Origin of the sequence: Maribacter sp. 2-571, assembly GCF_050589625.1 — a bacterium.
GTDB lineage: Bacteria > Bacteroidota > Bacteroidia > Flavobacteriales > Flavobacteriaceae > Pelagihabitans.
Genome location: NZ_JBNGOP010000037.1, coordinates 13168 through 34892 on the forward strand (window position 1 = coordinate 13168; position 21725 = coordinate 34892).

19 protein-coding genes are annotated in these 21725 nt (G+C 45.5%); 12 read left to right on the forward strand and 7 right to left on the reverse strand.

The genetic code is table 11. The annotated features are described in order from the left end of the window. Window positions 1-15 precede the first annotated feature (15 nt). From pxpA to ACRD7P_RS19405, 11 genes are all read left to right on the forward strand, one after another. On the forward strand, window positions 16-753 hold the full coding sequence (gene pxpA, locus ACRD7P_RS19355; RefSeq protein ID WP_430909392.1) for a 5-oxoprolinase subunit PxpA: 738 nt from the start codon (window positions 16-18) through the stop codon (window positions 751-753). Further along, complete coding sequence (gene pxpB / locus ACRD7P_RS19360) at window positions 750-1484, forward strand: 5-oxoprolinase subunit PxpB (RefSeq protein WP_430909393.1); 735 nt, start codon at window positions 750-752, stop codon at window positions 1482-1484. The genes pxpA and pxpB overlap by 4 nt, the downstream gene beginning before the upstream one ends. After that, window positions 1477-2316 carry a biotin-dependent carboxyltransferase family protein gene (locus ACRD7P_RS19365; protein WP_430909394.1) on the forward strand — a complete coding sequence of 280 codons (840 nt, stop codon included), beginning with the start codon at window positions 1477-1479 and terminating at the stop codon, window positions 2314-2316. The genes pxpB and ACRD7P_RS19365 overlap by 8 nt, the downstream gene beginning before the upstream one ends. Window positions 2317-2613: 297 nt before the next feature. Continuing rightward, window positions 2614-4290 carry a dihydroxy-acid dehydratase gene (ilvD, locus tag ACRD7P_RS19370; protein WP_430909395.1) on the forward strand — a complete coding sequence of 559 codons (1677 nt, stop codon included), beginning with the start codon at window positions 2614-2616 and terminating at the stop codon, window positions 4288-4290. A gap of 73 nt (window positions 4291-4363) precedes the next feature. After that, the gene (gene ilvB, locus ACRD7P_RS19375; RefSeq protein WP_430909396.1) at window positions 4364-6097 is read left to right on the forward strand and encodes a biosynthetic-type acetolactate synthase large subunit; all 1734 of its coding nucleotides are present in this window, start codon (window positions 4364-4366) and stop codon (window positions 6095-6097) included. Between the two features lie 28 nt (window positions 6098-6125). After that, the gene (locus ACRD7P_RS19380) at window positions 6126-6713 is read left to right on the forward strand and encodes an O-methyltransferase (protein ID WP_430909398.1); all 588 of its coding nucleotides are present in this window, start codon (window positions 6126-6128) and stop codon (window positions 6711-6713) included. 28 nt (window positions 6714-6741) lie between these two features. Continuing rightward, complete coding sequence (locus ACRD7P_RS19385; RefSeq protein ID WP_430909400.1) at window positions 6742-7530, forward strand: class I SAM-dependent methyltransferase; 789 nt, start codon at window positions 6742-6744, stop codon at window positions 7528-7530. A 35-nt stretch (window positions 7531-7565) separates the two neighbouring features. Then, the gene (gene ilvN / locus ACRD7P_RS19390; protein WP_430909402.1) at window positions 7566-8096 is read left to right on the forward strand and encodes an acetolactate synthase small subunit; all 531 of its coding nucleotides are present in this window, start codon (window positions 7566-7568) and stop codon (window positions 8094-8096) included. A 77-nt stretch (window positions 8097-8173) separates the two neighbouring features. Further along, window positions 8174-9649, forward strand: a complete 1476-nt coding sequence (ilvC, locus tag ACRD7P_RS19395; RefSeq protein ID WP_430909404.1) for a ketol-acid reductoisomerase — start codon at window positions 8174-8176, stop codon at window positions 9647-9649. A gap of 234 nt (window positions 9650-9883) precedes the next feature. Then, window positions 9884-11476 (forward strand): NADP-dependent glyceraldehyde-3-phosphate dehydrogenase, encoded by a 1593-nt coding sequence (locus ACRD7P_RS19400; protein ID WP_430909405.1) that lies wholly within the window; start codon window positions 9884-9886, stop codon window positions 11474-11476. 140 nt (window positions 11477-11616) lie between these two features. Then, window positions 11617-12867 carry a serine hydrolase domain-containing protein gene (locus ACRD7P_RS19405; protein WP_430909406.1) on the forward strand — a complete coding sequence of 417 codons (1251 nt, stop codon included), beginning with the start codon at window positions 11617-11619 and terminating at the stop codon, window positions 12865-12867. Window positions 12868-12989: 122 nt separating this feature from the next. On the opposite strand, the gene ACRD7P_RS19410 is transcribed toward ACRD7P_RS19405, so the two are convergent. From ACRD7P_RS19410 to leuC, 7 genes are all read right to left on the reverse strand, one after another. Then, a complete protein-coding gene (locus ACRD7P_RS19410) occupies window positions 12990-13388 on the reverse strand; it encodes a RidA family protein (RefSeq protein ID WP_430909407.1) in 399 nt (132 codons plus the stop codon). 64 nt (window positions 13389-13452) lie between these two features. Beyond that, entirely contained in the window at window positions 13453-14028 is a 576-nt protein-coding gene (locus tag ACRD7P_RS19415; RefSeq protein WP_430909408.1) for a Crp/Fnr family transcriptional regulator, read from the reverse strand. Window positions 14029-14127: 99 nt separating this feature from the next. After that, on the reverse strand, window positions 14128-15150 hold the full coding sequence (locus tag ACRD7P_RS19420; protein WP_430909409.1) for a hypothetical protein: 1023 nt from the start codon (window positions 15148-15150) through the stop codon (window positions 14128-14130). A gap of 303 nt (window positions 15151-15453) precedes the next feature. Then, on the reverse strand, window positions 15454-16509 hold the full coding sequence (gene leuB / locus ACRD7P_RS19425) for a 3-isopropylmalate dehydrogenase (protein WP_430909410.1): 1056 nt from the start codon (window positions 16507-16509) through the stop codon (window positions 15454-15456). 122 nt (window positions 16510-16631) lie between these two features. Next, window positions 16632-18143 (reverse strand): alpha-isopropylmalate synthase regulatory domain-containing protein, encoded by a 1512-nt coding sequence (locus ACRD7P_RS19430; RefSeq protein WP_430909411.1) that lies wholly within the window; start codon window positions 18141-18143, stop codon window positions 16632-16634. 108 nt (window positions 18144-18251) lie between these two features. Further along, the gene (gene leuD / locus ACRD7P_RS19435; protein WP_430909412.1) at window positions 18252-18848 is read right to left on the reverse strand and encodes a 3-isopropylmalate dehydratase small subunit; all 597 of its coding nucleotides are present in this window, start codon (window positions 18846-18848) and stop codon (window positions 18252-18254) included. Between the two features lie 31 nt (window positions 18849-18879). Continuing rightward, complete coding sequence (gene leuC / locus ACRD7P_RS19440) at window positions 18880-20295, reverse strand: 3-isopropylmalate dehydratase large subunit (RefSeq protein ID WP_430909413.1); 1416 nt, start codon at window positions 20293-20295, stop codon at window positions 18880-18882. Window positions 20296-20435: 140 nt separating this feature from the next. Between leuC and ACRD7P_RS19445 the strand changes: the two genes are divergently transcribed. After that, window positions 20436-21545 carry a hypothetical protein gene (locus tag ACRD7P_RS19445; protein ID WP_430909414.1) on the forward strand — a complete coding sequence of 370 codons (1110 nt, stop codon included), beginning with the start codon at window positions 20436-20438 and terminating at the stop codon, window positions 21543-21545. The last annotated feature ends 180 nt before the right edge of the window (window positions 21546-21725 follow it).

Below are 21725 nucleotides of genomic sequence, written 5' to 3' on the forward strand. Positions count from 1 at the left end.
TAAACCCGTATGGGCATGATGGATATCGATATAAACTGTGACGTGGGCGAGGGCGTGGGCAATGAAGCGGAGCTGTTGCCGTTTATATCGTCTTGCAACATCGCCTGTGGCGGCCATGCGGGAGACGAACGTAGTATGCGGTCCGTTATCCGTTTGGCCAAAAAATATGGCGTGTCCATTGGCGCGCACCCTTCCTATCCCGATAGGGCGAATTTCGGGCGTAAGACCATGGCGTTGTCGCCTGAGGCCCTTGTAGAAACTATCGGCTTTCAAGTGAATGGACTGGTACGGTTGCTAGCGCAAGAAAACGTTCCTCTTTCACATATAAAGCCCCATGGGGCCCTATACAATGATTTGGCCAAGAGTGAGGCATTGAGTGTTGTTTTTTTGAGCGCGATCACTTCGTTCAAAGGCAATTGTAATGTGGTTGTACCCTACGGCTCCATATTCGAGAAAGTGGCCCTTGAACATGGATTTTCTGTCCGCACGGAAGCTTTTGCCGACCGAAACTATAATGACGACCTTAGTTTGGTCTCCAGAGCTATGGAAAGCGCTGTGATTTCGCGACCGGAAGCCGTTTTGGAGCACCTTTTGACAATGGTGAAGAAAAACCAAGTGGTAACCATAGCGGGCTCCCATGTAGCCCTTACCGCTGATACCTACTGTATACATGGCGATACCGAAAACGCATTACAAATAATAACGTATCTTTCGCGACAGTTACCAAAACATGATACTCAAATAAGAAAGTGAACGATTATCCCATACGAATACGGTCTTTTGGAGTGCATGCAATTTTAGTGGAATGGCCCGATCAAGTAGACACGGTCGTCCTAAATGACATTTTACAATATGCGCAATGTTTAAGGGAGCATTTTAAAGCGGAACCGATAGCCTTGGTTACTGCGTATAATTCCCTTACGTTGATTTCCGAAAGGGAACCTCTTGATTTGAAGGAAATGGAAAGTACCCTTTTCGCGCTATACGAAAAGAGGACGGGAACACCTCCGGGGCAAAAGTACCTTTGGAGACTTCCGGTCTGCTACGATGCGGAATTTGGAATAGACCTAGAGGCCGTTTCCGATCGGTTGGGGCTTTCCACCGAAGAACTTATCACCCTACATACCAAAAATAGCTACACGGTATATGGCATCGGATTTTTACCCGGTTTCATGTATTTGGGGGGGCTTACCGCGGCATTGGAAATTCCAAGACGGCCAAAACCCCGGTTGCGGGTCAGGAAAGGAGCTGTCGGGCTGGCAGGAAAACAAACCGGTATATACCCACAGGAATCCCCCGGGGGATGGAATATTATCGGAAACTGTTCGGTACCGATTTTTGATGCCACAAAAGAGACACCCTGTTTGATAAGCGTTGGAGATCAAGTGCAATTTTATGCCATTTCGCGATCGGAGTACGAGCTGCATAAAATAGAGGGAGAAGTAGGAATCTATCAAGTCGAAAAATCGCTACTGAATGGTTAATGTGCTAAAATCCGGATTTTTTACTACGGTACAGGATACTGGAAGGTTCGGTTATCGGGACAAGGGCGTACCGGTTTCCGGCATTATGGACGACCTCACCGTAAACCAGATCAATGGGCTATTGGAGAATGACCCGAAGGCCGCAGTTTTGGAAATTACCATGACGGGGCCTACCCTCCTGTTCGGAGAAGCCACGCATGTGGTATTGGGAGGTGCCCAAATGTCGGCTACCTTGAACAATACCCCGATCGAGAACCATAAAATATACGCCGTTTCCGAGGGAGACATTTTATCCTACGGAAAACTGGAAAAAGGATTTCGGGGGTATTTGGCCATAAAAGATGGGTTCAAGACCGATTCCGTTTTGGGAAGTAAGTCCATGTTTTTTCCGGTGACGCCAACAAACCATATTTCCGATGGGGACGTGTTGGCTTTTGATAGGGATATGTCTTTTGAACCAAAAATTACGGCTTTTAAAACGGAAGATTTTTTGGATGAAAACGTCCTTGATGTATTCAAAGGTCCCGAGTACGGTATTTTGGTGGACAAACAATTGGAACGGATTTTTTCCGACGGTTTCTCGGTATCCAAGGAGAACAACCGAATGGCGTATCAATTACAGGAAACCGTTTTGGGGCACGGGCATACGATGCTTACTTCGGCAACGCTTCCCGGTACCGTTCAACTTACCCCTGAAGGCAGGCTTATTATATTGATGAAGGACGGGCAGACCACGGGAGGCTACCCCAGAATACTGCAATTGTCAAAAAAAGCGATTGCGATTTTGGCGCAAAAGAAATTCGCCGATACCATTTCCTTCAAACTGGTTTAGACCACCCTTATCATTGAAGTGGTTTAAACTTCACCGTGGCTAATGGAGGACCGTTTTGAAATCGTCATTGCCACTTCCTGATCCAAGTGATTGTCCCGCTAGGATCGTATGAAATCTATCCCATAGTAACCATTACTTTGGAAAACCATTGAATATGATAATAAATTCAACTTAAGTAATTGATTAATAGGTTTTTATGTTGATATAAATACAATTGGATTTAGATTGTTTTTTTGAAAAGTGACCACAAACTTTTTAAAACCGGATATATTTGATTAACTAAAACAAGTGCCTTTAATGGAATTGAATAAATACAGCAAGAACGTTACCCAGGATCCCACGCAGCCCGCCGCGCAAGCCATGCTTTATGCCATTGGACTGACCGAGGACGATATGAAAAAACCGTTGATCGGTATCGGTAGCACGGGATACGAGGGAAACCCCTGCAACATGCACTTGAACGACTTGGCCAAAGAGGTAAAACAAGGCGTAAACGAAGGAGGTGCAGTAGGTTTGATCTTTAATACCATAGGGGTGAGCGATGGAATTTCAATGGGGACCTATGGGATGCGCTATTCCCTGCCATCACGTGACATCATCGCCGATTCTATGGAGACCGTGGTGCAGGCAATGAACTACGATGGTTTGGTTACCGTTGTTGGTTGCGATAAAAATATGCCGGGTGCGCTGATGGCGATGATCCGATTGGACCGACCATCGGTACTGGTGTATGGCGGAACGATTGCTTCCGGTTGTTTTGAAGATAAAAAATTGGATGTGGTTTCGGCCTTTGAGGCATGGGGCGAGAAAGTGGCCGGTACCATGAGCGAAGCCGATTATAAAAGTGTCATACAAAACGCATGCCCGGGAGCAGGTGCCTGTGGTGGTATGTATACCGCCAACACCATGGCTTCGGCCATAGAGGCGCTGGGAATGGCATTGCCCTACAATTCTTCCAACCCCGCTTTGGGTCCCGAAAAAAAAGAAGGTTGTTTGCGTTCCGGAAAGGCGTTGGAAACGCTATTGAAAAGAGACATCAAACCCAGTGATATTATTACCCGAAAATCTTTTGAAAATGCGGTACGCCTTTTAACGCTGTTGGGAGGTTCCACCAATGCGGTCCTGCATTTTTTGGCGATAGCCAAGGCGGCCGATGTATCGTTTACCCTCGACGATTTTCAAAAGATTAGCGATACCACGCCCTTTTTGGCGGACTTGAAACCGAGCGGGAAGTATCTGATGGAAGATTTGCACCGGGTAGGCGGTACTCCGGCAGTAATGAAGTTTATGCTGGACAATGGAATGCTCCATGGCGATTGCTTGACCGTGACCGGAAAAACGGTCGCGGAAAACTTAGCGGAACTACCTGGCCTTGCAGAAGGACAAAAGGTGGTTATGGGTATGGATGCCCCTATTAAGGAAACAGGACATTTGCGCATTCTTTATGGCAATTTGGCCGAGGAGGGCGCTGTGGCCAAGATCACCGGAAAAGAAGGCCTTCATTTTACCGGGGCCGCCAAAGTATATGACGATGAGTTTAAGGCCAATGCCGGTATAGGTAGAGGCGAAGTGCAGAAAGGCGATGTTGTGGTCATCCGATACGAAGGGCCAAAGGGAGGTCCGGGAATGCCAGAAATGTTGAAGCCAACGGCGGCGATTATGGGGGCGGGACTCGGAAAGGATGTTGCCCTCATTACCGATGGTCGTTTTTCGGGAGGTACACATGGTTTTGTGGTCGGTCACGTATGTCCGGAAGCCCAAGAAGGAGGGACCATAGCCCTTTTGGAAGATGGGGATATCATCACCATAGATGCTGAAAAAAATACCATTTCCGTAGCGCTGAGCGATGCCGTTTTGGCCAAGCGACGGGAAAAGTGGGTATGTCCGCCCTTGAAGGTAAAAAGGGGCAGCCTGTACAAATATGCTAAAACCGTAGCATCGGCCTCAAAAGGTTGTGTTACCGATGAAATATAAAACGTAAACGGAAGGTTCCCTAAAAAGGACCTTCAAAGGTATTGTTGCCGATACCTTCCATACCAACACGCTTATGGAATTTTTAAAGAAAGAAACGAAAGACCAAAAGACACCGAGCACCATTCGAATTACCGGGGCCGAAGCTATCATACATTGCCTTTTGGCCGAAGGTGTCGATTTGTTGTACGGATATCCCGGAGGGGCCATTATGCCCGTATATGACGAGCTTTACAAATTTCAGGACCGTTTGACCCATGTATTGACCCGACACGAACAAGGTGCCACCCATGCCGCCCAAGGGTATGCAAGGGTCAGTGGTAAAGTCGGGGTAGCAATGGCTACTTCAGGTCCGGGAGCCACCAATTTGGTGACCGGCCTGGCGGACGCACAAATCGATTCTACGCCGATGGTCTGTATTACGGGCCAGGTATCACGACACTTATTGGGGTCCGATGCCTTTCAAGAAACTGATATTATCGGAATATCGACCCCGGTTACCAAATGGAACCATCAGATAACCAAGGCTTCCGAAATTCCGGAAATTATGGCAAGGGCCTTTTATATTGCAAAGTCCGGTCGTCCGGGACCCGTACTTGTCGATATTACGAAAAATGCACAATTCGAGGAATTCGATTTTTCCTACGAGCCCTGCAAAAGGGTCCGCAGTTACAAACCGACCCCAACTCCGGATAAGCAGGCCATAACAGATGCGGCGGAGTTGATCAATAACGCCAAAAAGCCGTTTATTGTTTGGGGCCAGGGCATTATTTTAGGAAAAGCGGAAGAACAATTAAAATCCTTTGTTGAAAAAACGGGGATTCCTGCCGCATGGACTATTTTGGGAGCTTCGGCACTTGCAACCGACCATCCCCTAAACGTAGGAATGGTGGGCATGCACGGAAATTATGGTCCGAACCTGTTGACGAACGAATGTGATGTGCTGATTGCCATTGGCATGCGGTTCGATGATCGCGTTACGGGCAGTTTGGATACCTATGCCAAGCAGGCCAAAGTAATCCATCTTGAGATCGATCCCGCCGAAGTCAATAAAAATGTAAAGGCAGATGTTGCGGTATTGGGCGATGCCAAGGAAACCTTGGAACTGTTATTGCCGCTTGTGGCCAAAAACACCCATGAGGCTTGGCACAACGTCTTTAAAGAAAAATATGAAATAGAATTCAAGGAGGTAATCAAAAACGATATCGAACCCGTAAAAGAAGGGTTGACCATGGGCGAGGTGATCGAAGAGATCAATAAGGCCTCCAAGAACAACGCGGTCATCGTAACCGATGTAGGGCAGCATCAAATGATCGCTTGCCGCTATGCAAAGTTCAGTGAATCGAAAAGTAACATTACCTCAGGGGGCTTGGGCACCATGGGTTTTGCGCTACCAGCGGCCATAGGTGCCAAAATGGGGGCCATGGATAGAGAGGTCGTGGCCGTTATCGGTGATGGCGGGTACCAAATGACGATTCAGGAGCTCGGTGTTATCTTTCAACACCAGGTTCCGGTAAAAATAGTGGTATTGAACAATGATCATTTGGGAATGGTGCGCCAGTGGCAGGAGCTGTTTTTTGAGCGGCGTTATGCTTCCACCGTTATGGTAAACCCCGATTTTGTAAAAATAGCGGAAGGCTACCATATCGAAGCGAAAAGGGTATCGGAGCGTAAGGACCTTAAGAACGCCGTGGCGACCATGATCGCCTCGGACAAACCCTATTTTTTAGAAGTAAAGGTAGAAAAGGAGGATAACGTATTTCCAATGATCCCATCGGGAGCATCCGTTTCGGAAATTCGACTAAAATAATACGATTTACACTAGCGTACCAAAGCAAATGGACGATACACAAGTACATAAGGTGCCGAAGCTATATTCGGAAATTTCTAGGAAATCCGAAGAAATCGGTTTTACGATGCCATCCGATATCCATATCGGTACGTTGTTAAAAACCTTGATCGCTTCAAAACCAGGGGCAAGGGTATTGGAATTGGGCTCGGGAATCGGATTGAGTCTCTCTTGGATGATCGAGGGTCTCGACCGGGATGCTACCTTGATCAGTGTCGATAACGACACTGACCTGATCGATATCGTTTCCGGGTATTTTGGAAATGATGAACGGGTATCCCTTGTTTGTGAAGATGGGACCACTTGGATCAAATCCTATGAAGGAGCGGCATTTGACCTCATTTTTGCGGATGCATGGCCCGGAAAATACAGTGAGATCGAAGAAACGTTGCGTTTGGTAAAAGTAGGGGGGTATTATGTCATTGATGACATGACCGCACAACCGAACTGGCCAGAAGGACACGAGTTGCATGTTGCGCGACTGATCGATTATTTGCAGGGACGTGAGGATTTTACATTGACAAAACTCAATTGGTCCACAGGGGTACTATTGGCGGTAAGAACTGCACCAGAATAAAACGACAAAAAAGATAGCCAACGTAGCAATGCAGCAAGAAGCATACAAATGGGATAGTACCTTATATGACGATAAACATTCGTTCGTATATCGATACGGTGCAGATTTGGTCGATATGCTCGGACCCAAAAAAGGGGAAAAGGTACTTGATCTGGGATGTGGGTCGGGAGCGTTAACGGAAGCGTTACGTACACGCTCTGGAAGTGTAGTTGGCGTGGATTCCTCATCGGAAATGATAAAAAAAGCCAGAAATACCTACCCGTTGTGTACTTTTCTAAAAGGGGATGCCCGTAATTTTAGCGGTTCGCACCCTTTTGACTGTATTTTTTCGAACGCTACCCTTCATTGGGTAATCGAGCCGGAAAAAGCGGTAAAGTGCATGTTTGAAAATCTTCGGTATGGCGGCAGAGTAGCACTGGAGTTTGGAGGTAAAAACAATGTAGATACCGTAATCCAAGCGCTACGTCGCATTCTTTTCAGTAAAGGGTATAAGGAACAATCGGCCTTACAACTTTGGTATTTCCCGTCCATAAGTACCTATACCTCACTGTTGGAACGCAACGGCTTTGAGGTCACATTGGCCGAATGGTACGACCGCCCTACGGAATTAGCCGATGGGGAAACGGGAATTTTGGATTGGTTGAGCATGTTCGCCAAACCATTTTTTAAGGGAATAGCAGCAGAGGAGGCGTCCGTGATTAAAAAAGAGGTACAAGGTTCCGTTTCGGGAGCGCTGTTCAAAAATAGTAAATGGTATGCCGATTACAAACGCATTCGCGTATTGGCACGAAAAATTGAAAATAACAACTTAAAATAAAACCCGTCGATTGCGAACGGGAACATAAAAGAAGTATGGAAAAGCAATGGTTCACCATATCGGTCTATTCAGAGAACAATGTTGGATTGCTCAATAGGATCTCTGGTATTTTTTTAAAGCGTCACATTAATATTGAAAGCCTTAATGTTTCCAAATCGGAAATCGATGGTGTTTCAAAGTTTACTATCGTGGTGCATACCACTGAAAAATGGGTACACAATATTGTAGGCCAGATCGAAAAACAGATTGAGGTAATCAAGGCCTTTTACCATACCGATGACGAAACCATTTATCAGGAATCGGCCTTATTTAAAATTGAGTCCGCCCTGTTGTTCGATGAAAGACAGATACAGAACATTATTAAAGAGAACAACTCCCAGATCGTTACCGTGGCGAGTGACTTTTTTGTAATTGCGAAAAGTGGTCGTAGAAACGAGATCAACGAAATGTATGAGGCGTTAAAGCCCTTTGGTATTATGCAATTTGTGCGATCGGGACGTATTTCGGTGACCAAGGACGTAATGCAGATTACGGCACTCTTGAACGAGTTTACGGAGCAGGAATAACGACTAAAACATTTAAAGCATTCATTAACCCTAATATATCCACGCGAAAAGCGATGGAGACAAAATTCAAATTATTCATGGCAAATTATTTTAATACACTGTCCTTACGAGATCAATTGACCCAATTGGGTAAATGCCGATTCATGGAATCGAGCGAATTCTCCGATGGTGTATCGGCGTTAAAGGGAAAAAAGATCGTTATTGTCGGTTGCGGTGCACAAGGGCTCAACCAAGGATTGAACATGCGCGATTCCGGACTGGATATTTCCTATACCTTAAGAGCTGCGGCGATCCAAGAAAAACGACAGTCCTATTTGAACGCTACCGAAAACGGTTTTACCGTTGGAACCTATGAAGAATTGGTGCCGAATGCCGATGTGGTCATCAACCTCACTCCGGACAAGCAGCATACCAATGTGGTCAATGCCATTATGCCCTTAATGAAAGAGGGTGCAACCTTGTCCTACTCCCATGGGTTCAATATTGTAGAGGAGGGAATGCAGGTACGTGAGGATCTGACGGTCATCATGTGTGCTCCCAAGTGCCCAGGTTCCGAGGTTAGGGAAGAATATAAAAGAGGATTTGGCGTACCTACACTAATTGCCGTACACCCTGCAAACGACCCTCAAGGGAAAGGTTTGGAACAGGCCAAGGCATATGCGGTAGCAACGGGCGGACATCGGGCCGGTGTGTTGGAATCGTCTTTTGTAGCCGAAGTAAAGTCCGACCTTATGGGAGAACAGACCATTTTGTGCGGATTGCTACAAACGGGATCCATACTGTGTTTTGATAAGATGTTGGAAAAAGGTATCGATGCCGGATATGCCTCCAAGTTGATCCAATACGGTTGGGAGACCATTACCGAAGGAATGAAATACGGTGGTATCACCAATATGATGGACCGTTTATCCAACCCGGCCAAGATAAAGGCTTTCGAACTGTCCGAAGCATTGAAGGATATTATGCGTCCGTTGTTCCAAAAACATATGGACGACATCATGACCGGACATTTTTCCAAAACAATGATGGAAGATTGGGCGAACGACGATAAAAATCTACTGACATGGCGTGCGGCTACCGGCGAAACCGCTTTTGAAAAAACACCGGCGGGCAGCGCATCCATTTCAGAACAGGAATTTTATGACCACGGCGTACTGATGGTGGCCATGGTACGGGCAGGAGTAGAGTTGGCTTTCGAGTCGATGACCGAATCGGGCATTATTGCGGAATCGGCCTATTATGAATCATTGCACGAAACACCGCTTATTGCCAACACCATCGCCAGAAAAAAACTCTTTGAAATGAACCGTGTCATTTCGGATACGGCAGAGTATGGATGCTATTTGTTCGACCATGCATGCAAACCTTTACTGGCCGATTTCATGAAAAAAATCGATACCGACGTTATTGGCACCCATTACGCGGAAAATGCGGGAGGGCAGGTTGATAATGCGAAGTTGATTACAGTGAATAAAATTTTAAGGGAACACCCGGTAGAAATTGTCGGTGCGCGACTTCGGGCATCCATGACTGCAATGAAACCGATAGTTTAACGACCAAATCCTTGAGAAATCAGGGATTTTTTTAGTTTAGTTTTTTCCGAACAGTGAAGTGATTTAAACTTTTTGTTTGGAACCGAAAATGAAGGCTTTTGGGACCTGACGAAGTCATTTTTTTATAGCATAGCCGCGGTTATGGTATAAAAAAATGGCAAAGTCAGGGTGCAAAATGCGAAATTTGAAGGTAAAAGAAAAAGTTTAAATTACTTCAGCATTAATACGAGACCTATGAACAAAACGAATGTTAGCATACCGAACGATTTTGAAATAGTAAATACCATTGAACACGATACGTATTTGGCCAATGGGGAACTTAAAAAATGGAACGGGGCTACCGCATCGGTCTATTCTACGATATCCGCTACTGCGGAGTACCGGCCTACCTTGCTGGGAAGTGTACCCGATATGGGGGAAAAGGAGGCGTTAGAAGCCTTGGATGCCGCATTGGAAGCCTATGATAAAGGAAAGGGCATATGGCCCACCATGCATGTGAAAGACCGTATCGAATGTATGGAGAAGTTTGTGGAACAAATGAAAACCAAACGTTCCGAAATTGTGAAGTTGCTCATGTGGGAAATAGGGAAGTCCTTGCCCGATTCCCAAAAAGAATTTGATCGAACGGTACTGTATATCAATGATACCATTGAAGAGTACAAACAATTGGACCGCAATTCGGCTAAATTTCAAAAACATGACGGGGTGTATGCCCATGTGAAAAGGGGTCCTTTGGGAACAGTACTCTGTTTGGGACCGTACAACTATCCCTTGAACGAAACTTTTGCGTTGCTCATTCCAGCGATCATCATGGGGAATACGGCGATTTTCAAACCGGCAAAACATGGAGTTTTATTGATTACCCCATTATTGGAAGCCTTTCAAAATAGTTTCCCAAAAGGGGTCATCAATGTACTTTTCGGTAGAGGCAGGGCCGTAGCGGCTCCCATCATGAAAACCGGCAAGGTCGATGTTTTGGCCTTGATCGGAAACAGCAAATCGGCAAATGCCCTACAGAACCAACACCCCAAAAGCAATCGATTGCGGTTGGTACTTGGTTTGGAAGCTAAAAACCCGGCCATCGTATTGCCCGATGCCGATATGAAACTCACGGTCGATGAGGTTGTTGCGGGAACAACTTCTTTTAACGGTCAGCGGTGTACCGCACTTAAAGTGGTATACGTGCAACAGTCGGTCACCGAAACCTTTTTACAGGATTTTAGTAAGGCGATAGATGCGCTGAAGTTCGGAAACCCATGGGAAGAAGGCGTAAAACTGACCCCTTTGCCAGAGCCCGGAAAACCGGATTACATTCAAGAATTGATTGATGACGCCTTAGAAAAAGGTGCCAAAATCATGAACAAAAAGGGAGGGCAACGTTTCGACAATTACATTTGGCCGGCGGTATTGTATCCGGTAACCAAGGATATGCGGGTGTATCAAGAGGAACAGTTCGGACCGGTGATTCCGGTGGTACCTTTTAAAGAAATCGACGAGCCTTTGGACGACATGGCCGAAAGTAATTATGGGCAGCAGGTGAGCCTTTTTGGAAAAGATGTGTATACGCTTAGCCCATTGATCGATACCCTGGTGAATTTGGTATGTCGGGTTAACCTGAATAGTTCTTGTCAACGTGGACCGGACGTGTATCCCTTTACGGGAAGGAAGGATTCGGCCCAAGCCACCCTCAGCGTGCACGATGCCTTACGCTCTTTCTCCATAAGAACATTTGTAGCGTTCAAGGACAACGATCTGAATAACGAAACCATACAGCAGTTGCTCGAGGCCAAGCTTTCGAACTTTGTTAGCACGGACTATATTTTATAGTACGAATACCATATTAAAGGTAAAGTAGTATAATACCATAACATATTCGTATATGTTTTGGTGTAACATTTTATCTATTCGAACGTTGTACTGGTATAACGCAAAGTCAACTGCCCAAATCAACCTACAACGGAACTATTGTGCGACGTTTAAAAATCTTAGGAAGTCTTTTATTGGTCATTTGTTCCTGTTTGGCGATTACGGCCTATCAGGTCATACGCACGGAGCAGGCCGTTGATAGGCCGGAGCTGACCGAAGCCCAGGTTTTAAAGGAACGCGAAACGAGCCGGAAATTTCAAAAACGCCAAAAGCAATTACACAATGCAATAGCCGATTATTTTGAGCGAGCCATTGCCTCGGGCGATATTGTGGGTGCCGGGGTAAGTATCGTAAAAGGGGATTCCATAATTGTGGCAACGGGTTTTGGAAAGCGTTCGGTCGGTAGAAGCCAAAAAGTAGACGGAGAGACCCTATTTCGTCTTGGTTCCCTATCAAAAGGATTCGCCGGGGTGCTGGCGGCACAACTGCAGGCCAAGGGCAATTTGGATTGGAAGGATAAAGTAACGGATTACCTTCCCCAATTTCAACTCGGAAATCCCACAAATACCTCAAAAATAACGGTTGGGCATATTTTATCGCATACCGCGGGTACGCCCTATCATAGCTTTACCAATTTGGTAGAGGCCGGTTTGCCGATCGAAAGCATAGCGGCCCGCTTTTCCGAAGTTCGACCGATCAGCGAACCCGGTGAACTATACAGTTACCAGAATGCGATGTTCGCATTAAGTCAAGAAATCATGCATAAGGCTACCGGAAAGGAAGTTCGGGAGCTTTTGAACAATCGGTTTTTCGGACCTTTGGATATGAAAACGGTATCAATGGACCATAACGTTCTGATGAAGTCCACTAATGTGGCCCTTCCGCACACAAAATCCCAAAAGGGATGGAAGAGCCGACCGTTGAAAGACCGTTACTACAATGCCGTAGTCGCCGGTGGAATCGATGCCAGTGCCCTAGATATGGCAAAGTGGATGCGTTTTTTGCTGGGCCACCACCCCGAGGTGATGCCAAAGGAGGATATTGCGAAAGCGTTTCAGCCCGTAATCGCACTGAACGACAACAATAAATATTACCAACGTTGGGAAGGCCACCAACAATCGTATTACGGTTTTGGATGGCGTATTCACCAATTTCAGGACACCGATACCAAAATAAAAACGACGATGTGGCATCATGGCGGTAGTGTAAACAACTACCGAAACGAAATTGCCCTCTATCCAGATGGAGATTTTGGTATTTGCGTGCTTTTAAACGGAAATTCCAAATTGGCACGTACCGTCGTTCCCGATATGCAACGCCTTATCCAAAAACACTTTGAAATTTTGGAGTAATATGGGTTTTTGTTACCACAGTTTCTTTGCGTATTTTTTTAAAATAAAGTCATAAAACGCATTTACCTATGGGTAGGGTTGTTCACACTACCCCTAACGCAACTTTAAGACCAACATCAATACTAGCCCAGGCGTGCCACCCCTTCTATTTCGATCAAAGTATCGGGAGAGGCAAGGGAAGCAACACCGATACCGGTAAGCGCCGGTTTTGAAGACCCCAGGTATTCCATTAGGATGGGGGACAGCACATTTAAATACGCTCCAAATTCCCCCCTTACATAAACCCTTACCCGCAAGAGGTCGGCAATGCTTGCATCCGATGCCTTCAAAACGGCACTTAAATTTTCAAGTGCTTTTTTACATTGGCCCTCTATGGTAGGGGAGGTTACTTCAAAGCTATGGTTCCAGGCTACTTGTCCGGAAATGAACAAAAGTTTTGCATTCGTATCGATGACCGCCTGCGACATTCCAAATACGGACCCGTCGAACAATTCTTCGGGATTCACTAATTTTTTAGACATGATATTATTTTAAATAGTACCATGTAAAGGTGCAAAACTAGAAGTCCGTTTCTTTTTACATTTGTTAAAAAGCGGCAATTTTAGATCGTATCCTACTCAGTTGTACTTGTGTAACCCCAATATATGACGATATATGGCCTAGATTGACTCTGTTCAATATGTCGGGGTAGGTTTTAAGCAAATCGAAATACCTACCTTTTGCAGTGTTTTTTTGATACGATCTGTTGCGTTGATTTTCTTCAAGATAGCAGGCAATGGCCAATTTTCTGCCGATCGCTTCCAGATCGTGAAACTGTTGAAACAATTTCTCCAAATCTGAATACCGCATTTCGATAAGGCTGCAGTCTTCTAGAAGTTGAATCGTATAGTTGCTTCTTTTTCCGGAATAAATGCTCTCCATATCGGCGATTACCTCCCCTTCAAAAAAGAATTGGTTCGTAATCTCCCTTCCGTCATGGTAGTAATACATTCTGGCCGACCCGCTCAATATCAGGTAAATACTTTTTAACGTATTGCCCTGTTTCAATATTTCATGGTTACCGGGCAAATGAGTGGGATGCGAAATACGCGCAACGGACAGCTGGGCCTCTTCCGAAAGGGATCCATACTGATCAAGATATGTTGAAAAGGAGTTTATCATGGGGCCAAGTTCTGAAGGTTTTGTATCGTTTTTAAGCTATGGTAAGATACTCCTTTTAAGCCGTTTTAGAGCGTCCTTTCATTGGTCGATTACTATGCGCTACCTCGGTCGGACGCAATACCAGGTCCCTTCCTTGAGCCCGATCAATGCGAAATCCAATTTCGGGTGTTGAAAGAGTGTTAAATACCCTCGGTTGGCAAGCAGAAGTCGTTTTGGGGCATTTTCTTCCTGCCGTATTTGTAACGAAAATGGGATGGTATCTTGGCCAATGGTAAGGTTGAAGAAGGTTTCCCCGGTCCAATGTGCGGAAATTGTTGCATTGTTTGGGTTGAAAACACCGTTCGAACGTTCTTTATGATGTCGTTGTTTTTGAAAGTGCATCAGTTTTAGGGTCTCGGTATTTTCCGACCAGCGAACGGTCTTGGCACCCAGTTGCAAAAGTTCCGTTTTTTCATGGGACGGTTTTGGCGGAAACTGTTGGAACAGCTTTTCAAAGTCGAGACGGTCGCCTTGGGAAATTAACGACCACTCACCATCCTTGAACAAAAATGCCCGATGGATCCATGTTTTGGAATCCCTATCAAAATCCTTTCGATAGGTTACAATTTCGGCTTTCACATAATGGTCCGTAAAATTGCCCAGCATTTCGCGATCGGTTTTCGCAGCATCCAGGGAAAGATCGTTATAAGGCTTTTCCGAAACATCCCCATCCATGCACCAACTGCTGTAATGTTCGGGTGCGAGTAGGTGACCAAAACGTTCGCGATACTCGGTATAGGGTCTTGATAAGGAATCGATAACGTTTCCTTTGTGATCTATTTTAACATACGTGTCCATCCAAGGTTTCCCATTCTTATGGATTCCGGAATAGTTATTGGACATCATGATCAAAGAGGAATCTGCCGGGTGGTAGTACTTGGGTGTGATATAGTCTGAATTTTCAGGACCGATGATCTGATAAAATCGGTCACCTTCGTCAGCTTGCCCGTTTTGTAAATTTTTATAGGCACGAAAGGGTTCGGGTACTTCGGGGAGGGAAGGTTGCGCGGCAGTTTTGTTTTGTGCCAATGCGAACAACAGTACACCTCCGACCACTATCAAACCCAAAATCCAATAAAGCATAGTCTTACGCATTTTAGTGTACTTGGACTATTATAACAGTAAAATCGTAAAAATCGTATCGTTTTATGGGAAACGGACCTATTGTATAATAAACTCATTTAGACTTTTTTAATTGGCTGAAAAATTGCCCTTTACAGCCCTGTTTTTGTCTTTTTTTCCTCCCGTAGCCCTGCTATGAAACTCAAAAAAGTCTTCAACAGGCCTTAAAATGGATAATTTTCGCTTCAATCCAAAAAGTCTAAATGAGTTCGATAAAAAACCTGATAGGATGGTGCCTACCAGGTTTTTGTCTTGTCATCGTAATTATATGTTTTTGGCGAGCCAGTCGCCAACTTCACTGGTTTTATACGCCTTTCCGCCTTCTGCTAGATCTTCGGTTACGATGCCTTCCGCTAGGGCCTTATTTACAACGCTTCTGATATTTTCCGCTTCTTGGGTAAGGTTCATGTCCTCGAACATCATTGCCGCCGATAAAATGGTAGCCAAGGGATTTGCAATGTCCTTGCCGGTGGCCTGCGGATAGGAACCATGTATGGGTTCGTACAAGGAAACGGTACTTCCCACGGAGGAAGAGGGCATTAGGCCCATGGATCCGGAAATTACGGAAGCCTCGTCCGTAAGAATGTCCCCGAACAGGTTGGCGGTGATGATAACATCATACCCTTTCGGCCATTGGATCAAACGCATGGCAACGGCATCTACGAACTCATAGGTGACCGTTACTTCCGGATAGTCCTTCTCCATGGCCTGAACGGTTTCCCGCCAGAGCCGCGAAGCTTCCAGAACATTGGCCTTGTCCACACAGCATAACTTTTTAGATCGTTTCATGGCCATCTCAAAACCCTTTTTTGCCAAGCGTTGTATTTCAAAACGCTGATAGGTCATCGTATCGAAAGCGGTATTGCCATCATCTTTTCGGCCTCTTTCCCCAAAATATACCCCTCCCGTAAGTTCCCGAAGTATAATCAGGTCTGTCCCTTCGATGCGGTCCCTTTTAAGCGGGGATTTATCCACCAAAGAAGGAAAGGTAAAGGTAGGGCGTACATTGGCGAACAGGCCAAGTTTTTGACGCATTTTAAGCAAACCTTGTTCGGGACGTACCTTTGCAGAAGGGTCATTATCGAAACGGGGGTGTCCGATCGCTCCAAAAAGTACGGCATCCGCATTCGCACAGACTTCGTGCGTTTCGTCCGGGTAGGGCTCGCCTACGGCTTCAATAGCTGCGGCACCTGTAAGGGCGGGGGTCCATTTAATGTTATGGTCATATTTTTTGGCTACGGCGTCGCAAACTTTTACCGCTTGGTCAATAACTTCAGGTCCGATGCCGTCTCCGGCCAACAGGGCAATATTCAAATCCATAGGTTGGTTTATTCTTTAGTATGAGTTGTTTTTTTGTTCTTTAAATAATTAGTGCCTAATTTTTTAATGGTGTTTTAGTGCCGATGCCCAATGGCGATGCCAGCATAGGTGGTTGTATTTGCCTAAATGATATTCAGCATTTTTTCCGTTGCTTTGATCGCTGATACCGTTTGGTCGGAGTCGAGTCCGCGAGAGGTAAACTCCTTTCCTTCCTTTTCCCAGGTAATGATGGTTTCGCATAAGGCGTCGGAGTGACTCCCGGGTGGTATGCGCACGGCGTAGTCGATCAACTTGGGCAATACCAGTTTTTTTGTCGAATAGATTTTACGTAAGGCCTGCATAAAGGCATCGTACTGACCATCTCCGGAAGCATTTTCCTCATATACGGTTCCGTCGATCTCTACCGAAAGGGTAGTGGAGGGGCGCAAGCCTTTGGAATGGGTCAATACATACGACTTGATGAATACCCGTTGTTGAAAATCGGTATCCAATACATCCGATATGATGTAGGGAAGGTCGTCCTTGGTAACCCGTTCTTTTTTATCGCCCAATTCGATGATGCGTTGGGTCACCTTTTTTAATTCATCGTCATTTAGGGTCAGCCCGAGCTCTTGTAAATTCTTCTGAATATTGGCCTTTCCGGACATTTTCCCTAGGGCATATTTTCGTTTTCTGCCAAAACGCTCCGGCATTAAATCGCTAAAGTAAAGGTTATTTTTGTTGTCTCCATCGGCATGAATGCCAGCGGTTTGGGTAAAAACGTTTTCCCCAACGATGGGTTTGTTCGCAGGAATGCCCACACCGGTGAAGGCCGATACCAGTTTACTGACTTTGTACAATGCCTTTTCGTTGACGCCTAGGTTTATCTGCGGTAAAAAATCTTTTATGGCCGCAATGGCACTGGCCATTGGTGCATTACCGGCGCGTTCTCCCATACCGTTCACGGTCAAGTGTAATCCATGGCATCCGGCCTTGATCGCCTCCATAATATTGGCCACGCCAAGATCGTAATCGTTGTGTCCATGAAAGTCGATATGCAATTTGGGATAGCGCTGTAAAATTTCTTCTAGAAATGAATAGGTTTCCCAATGGGTAAGAATTCCTAAAGTATCGGGAAGCAGCACCCGTTTTACGGGCTGCGAACTAAGAAAATCAAGAAACTCGAACACATAGTTTTTTGAATTCCGCATGCCATTGCTCCAATCTTCCAAATAAATATTGTTGATGATGCCCTTGCTCTCGGCAGTTTCGAAAACCTCCGCGATATCGGAAAAGTGCTCTTTCGCCGTCTTTTTAAGTTGGTGTTTCAAATGGTTCAGGGAGCCTTTGGTAAGCAGGTTCTGTGCTTTGGCCCCTGCTTTTTCCATCCAATCCAATGAAATACCGCCATCGGTAAAGGTCAAAATTTCTACATTGTTCAAGTACCCGTGTTGGGAGGCCCAATCCGTAATCTGCGTAACGGCCTCAAGTTCCCCTTCGGAAACCCTTGCCGAAGCCACTTCGATACGATCTACCTTTAACTCTTCGAGCAATAATTTTGCCAAGGTGAGTTTCTCGGAAACGGAAAAGGATACCCCTGAAGTCTGTTCCCCGTCCCTGAGGGTAGTATCCATTATTTCCAGCTGTCTTTTCATGGGAGTAATGCGTTGTCCTAGAAGGGCGGTAATTGAATTTTAGTATGACCTGGTGTTTGGAACGTTCCAATTACCGTTTGGTCATCGTTTTATGGGTAAAATCGGTTTTTATAAAGGTCTGTTCAAGGCGAACTCACGGATATCCTCCTTAATGTTCAACAAGTAGTCGATATCGTCATAACCATTGGTCATGTTGGCTTTTTTATAGGCGTTGATGTCGAATTTCTCTTGTTTTCCGCTAGGAACTATGGTTATGGTCTGTTGTGGAAGGTCTACCGTTAGCTGGGTATCCGCATTTGCAGCTACAGCTTCAAAAATTTCCTTTAAAAAGGAAGCGCTTACCTGCACGGGCAATACCCCTATGTTTAAACAATTATTACGGAAAATATCAGCGAAAAAACTGGACACCACACACCGAAAACCATAATCGTAAATGGCCCAAGCGGCATGCTCACGGGAAGACCCTGAACCAAAATTTTTACCGCCTACCAAAATTTTACCACTATATTTTTTATCGTTCAACGGAAAATCTTCCTTGATGGTATTATCACTGTTGTACCGCCAATCCCTAAAGAGGTTGTCTCCAAACCCCTTGCGCTCGGTTGCCTTTAAAAATCGGGCCGGAATAATCTGATCCGTATCCACATTCTCTATGGGTAAGGGAACTATGGATGAAGTAAGTGTCGTAAACTTATCGTATGCCATTGTAATGCGTTTTTTAGTCTGTTTATAGTGCTTAGGCAGTTTCCAATTCCATTAAAGTCCTTGGGTCGGTCACCTGACCGGTCACTGCCGCGGCGGCCGCGACCAGTGGGCTGGCCAGCAGGGTGCGCGCACCCGGACCTTGTCTTCCCTCAAAATTTCTATTGGAGGTACTCACCGCATACTTGCCAGCGGGAATTTTGTCCTCGTTCATTGCCAGACAGGCCGAACATCCCGGTTCCCTTAGTTCGAACCCGGCTTCCTGTAAAATATCCAAAATGCCTTCTTCCTTTATGGCCGCTTCCACTTTATGCGATCCTGGCACCAACCAGGCCGTTACGTTAGGTGCTTTTTTACGGCCCTTGACGATTGCGGCAAAGGCCCTAAAATCTTCGATTCTACCGTTGGTACAGCTCCCCAAGAATACAAAATCGATTTTTTTGCCCATCATGCTGTCCCCTTCTTTAAAGTCCATATATTCTAAGGACTTCTTATAAGTGGCGACACCTCCTTCTACCGTTTCTGCGGTCGGTATACCGTTGGAAATACCGATTCCCATTCCGGGATTGGTCCCATAGGTAATCATCGGTTCGATATCGGCGGCGTTAAAAGTCAACTCTTTATCGAAAACCGCGTCCGCTGCCGTAGGTAAGGTTTTCCAATAGTCCATTGCGGTATCCCACGCGGCCCCTTTTGGTGTAAATTCACGGTCTTTTACATACTCGAATGTTTTTTCGTCCGGGGCGATCATTCCGCCGCGGGCACCCATTTCGATGCTCAGGTTACAAACCGTCATACGGCCTTCCATACTCATTTCACGGAAAACGTTTCCGGCATATTCCACAAAATATCCCGTAGCGCCCGAAGTCGTCAATTTTGAAATGATATAAAGGGCAACATCTTTTGGAGTAACCCCAAAATTCAGGGAACCTTCCACGTTGATGCGCATGCTTTTGGGTTTGGCCTGCATGATACACTGACTGGCCAATACCATCTCCACCTCTGAGGTTCCGATACCAAAGGCTATGGCCCCGAACGCTCCATGGGTGGAGGTATGGGAGTCGCCACATACGATGGTAGCCCCCGGCAAGGTAATTCCATATTCCGGTCCTACCACATGTACAATTCCATTTTTTTCATGTCCCAATCCCCAATAGGAAATCCCGAACTCGGTCGCGTTCTCTTCTAGCATTTTCAACTGGTTCGCCGATAGCGGATCGGCCACGGGCAAATGTTGGTTAATGGTAGGGGTGTTATGGTCGGCCGTAGCAAACGTTTTTTCAGGATACATTACAGGAATACCACGATTTTTAATGCCTAAAAAGGCGACCGGACTGGTTACTTCATGAACCATATGCCTGTCGATAAACAGTACATCCGGACCGTTTTCGATGCTTTTGATGACGTGGGCATCCCATACTTTGTCGAATAATGTCTTCTTTGCGCTCATAACATGGTTATTTCTAAGGCTACAAAACTAAGGAAACTAGTGCTTTTAATAAATTATTGGGTCGTAAAATTACGATGTTCAACATTCAAAGTAATCCTTGGGTTTGAAGGGAAACCGCTATCTTTATTGTTAAAATTGGTATGCTGAATTTTCAAAAATTACTGCTTTTTCTTTTGGTCTGTTCCAGCTGTACTACCGATTTAGCGGAATTGCCGGAAGTAGGGAACGAAATACCCCTGGGGTTGCCGGCGATCGCAGTTTTGGGGGAAACTGAAGGAACGGTATATCAATCCGATGTTTCTGCGACCTTAACGGAAACCGTACTGACCGATCTTACTGCGGAAATCGGTATTATAGGGCCACAATTTGTTGTCTACGGTAGGAACGGATTGGTTACCGGGCTCGTACGTAACGAAGGGCGAACCCAAGTTTGGCAACGAAACGTGGATTCCGGTGAAGTATACACTTTGCAGGATTTTTGTGCGGAACAAAGTGCTATTGCGATTTTTACCGCTTCGGGCTCGGAAAATTACCTTGGTCTTTTGTTCGACGCATTGGACGACGATGAAGAACGGTTTTTTTTAAATGTTTTTGAAAAAACAACGGAACGATGTATTCAGTTCGATCTAGGGCTTTCAAGTCCGTCGGCCGCCTTTCAATTTGAGTCGATTTATGGGGTGTATCGTATCAATGGGAACGAAAGGACCCTTACGCTGGTCGATATGGAACGAGAAAGAACACCCGGAATATTGTCCTTATCGGAAGATTTTAATTTTGCCACAGTAAACAATAGGTTGCTGTATCTTTTTTACACGGATGGTCGTTATGAAATTTATGATATTGACGGTTATAAACTGCTACAGGAGGGAAAAAATACGGCCCTTATGCATACAACTGCCGTCGGTTTTTTAGCTACTGTTTTTGCCGAGGAGCAAATGCTTTACTATAGTGCTTTCCCGGCGCCAAGTGTAATAGCTGTTGCCCCGGAAATTTACGATTTTGCTACCGACCAGGTAATCAAACCATCGGTAGACCTTTTTCAACTGAAAACGTCTTTGGAAGGTACGCTGGGAAGTACCGTTACCTTCTCCGATATTCAAATCGATTTCAAAAGAAGCTTGGTCCTCGTGGGCTATTCGCTCAGTATTCCCGATATCATTGGGGGAGTGGTCTACCTTACCTTTGATGGTACGGTTTTAAATTCGGTACCATTAAAGCACGATGTACGGTCCATTTTAATAAAGGAATGATACGGGGCTTTCTAAATTCCGGCCTTGAAAAAAGGTGTTCTGTGATTTTGGAGTTTGACCATAGCTTGAAACAGGGCGGAGGTTTTGATAGAATTTCCATACCATGTCCCAAAATTGTGTACCTGTTCAAAAACAGCTAAAAATTACTGGAGACCTTTGCATTTTAGTACGATTTTTTAG

Excerpts from the sequence above, each read along its gene's own strand:
- pxpA (WP_430909392.1), top strand. The coding sequence starts at position 16 with ATGATGGATATCGATATAAACTGTGACGTGGGCGAGGGCGTGGGCAAT.
- ACRD7P_RS19365 (WP_430909394.1), top strand. The coding sequence starts at position 1,477 with ATGGTTAATGTGCTAAAATCCGGATTTTTTACTACGGTACAGGATACT.
- ilvD (WP_430909395.1), top strand. The coding sequence starts at position 2,614 with ATGGAATTGAATAAATACAGCAAGAACGTTACCCAGGATCCCACGCAG.
- ilvB (WP_430909396.1), top strand. The coding sequence starts at position 4,364 with ATGGAATTTTTAAAGAAAGAAACGAAAGACCAAAAGACACCGAGCACC.
- ACRD7P_RS19380 (WP_430909398.1), top strand. The coding sequence starts at position 6,126 with ATGGACGATACACAAGTACATAAGGTGCCGAAGCTATATTCGGAAATT.
- ACRD7P_RS19385 (WP_430909400.1), top strand. The coding sequence starts at position 6,742 with ATGCAGCAAGAAGCATACAAATGGGATAGTACCTTATATGACGATAAA.
- ilvN (WP_430909402.1), top strand. The coding sequence starts at position 7,566 with ATGGAAAAGCAATGGTTCACCATATCGGTCTATTCAGAGAACAATGTT.
- ilvC (WP_430909404.1), top strand. The coding sequence starts at position 8,174 with ATGGCAAATTATTTTAATACACTGTCCTTACGAGATCAATTGACCCAA.
- ACRD7P_RS19400 (WP_430909405.1), top strand. The coding sequence starts at position 9,884 with ATGAACAAAACGAATGTTAGCATACCGAACGATTTTGAAATAGTAAAT.
- ACRD7P_RS19410 (WP_430909407.1), bottom strand. The coding sequence starts at position 13,388 with ATGTCTAAAAAATTAGTGAATCCCGAAGAATTGTTCGACGGGTCCGTA.
- ACRD7P_RS19415 (WP_430909408.1), bottom strand. The coding sequence starts at position 14,028 with ATGATAAACTCCTTTTCAACATATCTTGATCAGTATGGATCCCTTTCG.
- ACRD7P_RS19420 (WP_430909409.1), bottom strand. The coding sequence starts at position 15,150 with ATGCTTTATTGGATTTTGGGTTTGATAGTGGTCGGAGGTGTACTGTTG.
- leuB (WP_430909410.1), bottom strand. The coding sequence starts at position 16,509 with ATGGATTTGAATATTGCCCTGTTGGCCGGAGACGGCATCGGACCTGAA.
- ACRD7P_RS19430 (WP_430909411.1), bottom strand. The coding sequence starts at position 18,143 with ATGAAAAGACAGCTGGAAATAATGGATACTACCCTCAGGGACGGGGAA.
- leuD (WP_430909412.1), bottom strand. The coding sequence starts at position 18,848 with ATGGCATACGATAAGTTTACGACACTTACTTCATCCATAGTTCCCTTA.
- leuC (WP_430909413.1), bottom strand. The coding sequence starts at position 20,295 with ATGAGCGCAAAGAAGACATTATTCGACAAAGTATGGGATGCCCACGTC.
- ACRD7P_RS19445 (WP_430909414.1), top strand. The coding sequence starts at position 20,436 with ATGCTGAATTTTCAAAAATTACTGCTTTTTCTTTTGGTCTGTTCCAGC.